Genomic DNA, 1066 nt, shown 5'->3' with positions numbered 1-1066 from the left:
CAGATGGATTATATCCGCGAGTGGGGAGGTAAGTTTGTGGTGTTGATTCCTCAAGTGGAGGTAATCCGGTGAAATTTACTCAAACAAAGCTTAAGGGAGCTTATGTTATTGAGGTAGAACCTATAGCGGATGAGAGGGGATTTTTTGGCCGCAGTTGGTGTCAAAAGGAGTTTGCCGAACATGGTTTGAATCCTAACCTCGTTCAGTGCAATATTTCTTTTAACCTCAAGAAAGGTACTTTGCGGGGGATGCACTACCAGGCTAAGCCTCACGGGGAAGCGAAGTTGGTGAGATGTATCAAAGGGGAAATTTATGATGTAATTATCGATTTACGTCCCGATTCTCCTACTTTTAAAGAGTGGTTTGCCGTAGAGCTAAACTCGGAAAATCGCAAGATGATCTATATTCCTGAAGGTATGGCTCACGGCTGTCAAACTTTGGCAGACAATACTGAGGTTTTTTACCAGATGTCGGAGTTTTATTACTCGGAATTAGCAAGGGGAGTCCGTTGGGATGATGCGATTTTTAGTATTAATTGGCCGGAGATATCTCAGCGCGTAATTTCCGAAAAAGATCGGAATTTACCGGATTTTGTGCTATGAAAAAAGTGCTGGTTACAGGTGCGGGGGGTTTTGTTGGCAGACATTCGCTCAAGACGTTGGTGGAGCGCGGCTTTGAGGTTCATGCTGTAGCTTCTAAGACTTTGCCTGCTGTCAATTCGGATTGTACTTGGCATCTGGCAAATTTGTTAGACCATACATCCATTAAAGAGTTAGTTTGTCAAGTAAAACCTACACATTTGCTGCATTTTGCCTGGTGTTATACAGTACCTGGACAATACTGGAAATCACAAGATAATTTCTTGTGGGTGCAGGCTAGTTTGGAATTGTTGAGGCAATTTCGAGAGCAAGGGGGCGATCGAGTTGTGATGGGTGGAACCTGTGCGGAGTATGATTGGAAGTACGGTTATTGCTCGGAATTTGTAACGCCGCTCAATCCAGATACTCCCTACGGTATTTGTAAAAATGCTTTGCAGGAGATGGTGAGTTGCTATTGCGAGACGACA

At 44.0% G+C, this 1066-nt stretch carries 2 protein-coding genes; both read left to right on the top strand.

All coding sequences use genetic code 11. The annotated features are described in order from the left end of the window. The first annotated feature begins 68 nt into the window (after window positions 1-68). Window positions 69-602 (top strand): dTDP-4-dehydrorhamnose 3,5-epimerase, encoded by a 534-nt coding sequence (rfbC, locus tag ACUVJL_RS02335; RefSeq protein WP_445244371.1) that lies wholly within the window; start codon window positions 69-71, stop codon window positions 600-602. After that, window positions 599-1066: NAD-dependent epimerase/dehydratase family protein (locus ACUVJL_RS02330; protein ID WP_445244370.1), on the top strand; the 468-nt coding region annotated here is incomplete at its 3' end. The genes rfbC and ACUVJL_RS02330, both read left to right, overlap by 4 nt.

The sequence above is a fragment of the Microcoleus sp. OTE_8_concoct_300 genome (assembly GCF_031383065.1).
Lineage (GTDB): Bacteria > Cyanobacteriota > Cyanobacteriia > Cyanobacteriales > Microcoleaceae > Microcoleus.
Note: the sequence above shows the minus strand (reverse complement) of the source record. Positions and strands in the feature narration are given on the sequence as shown.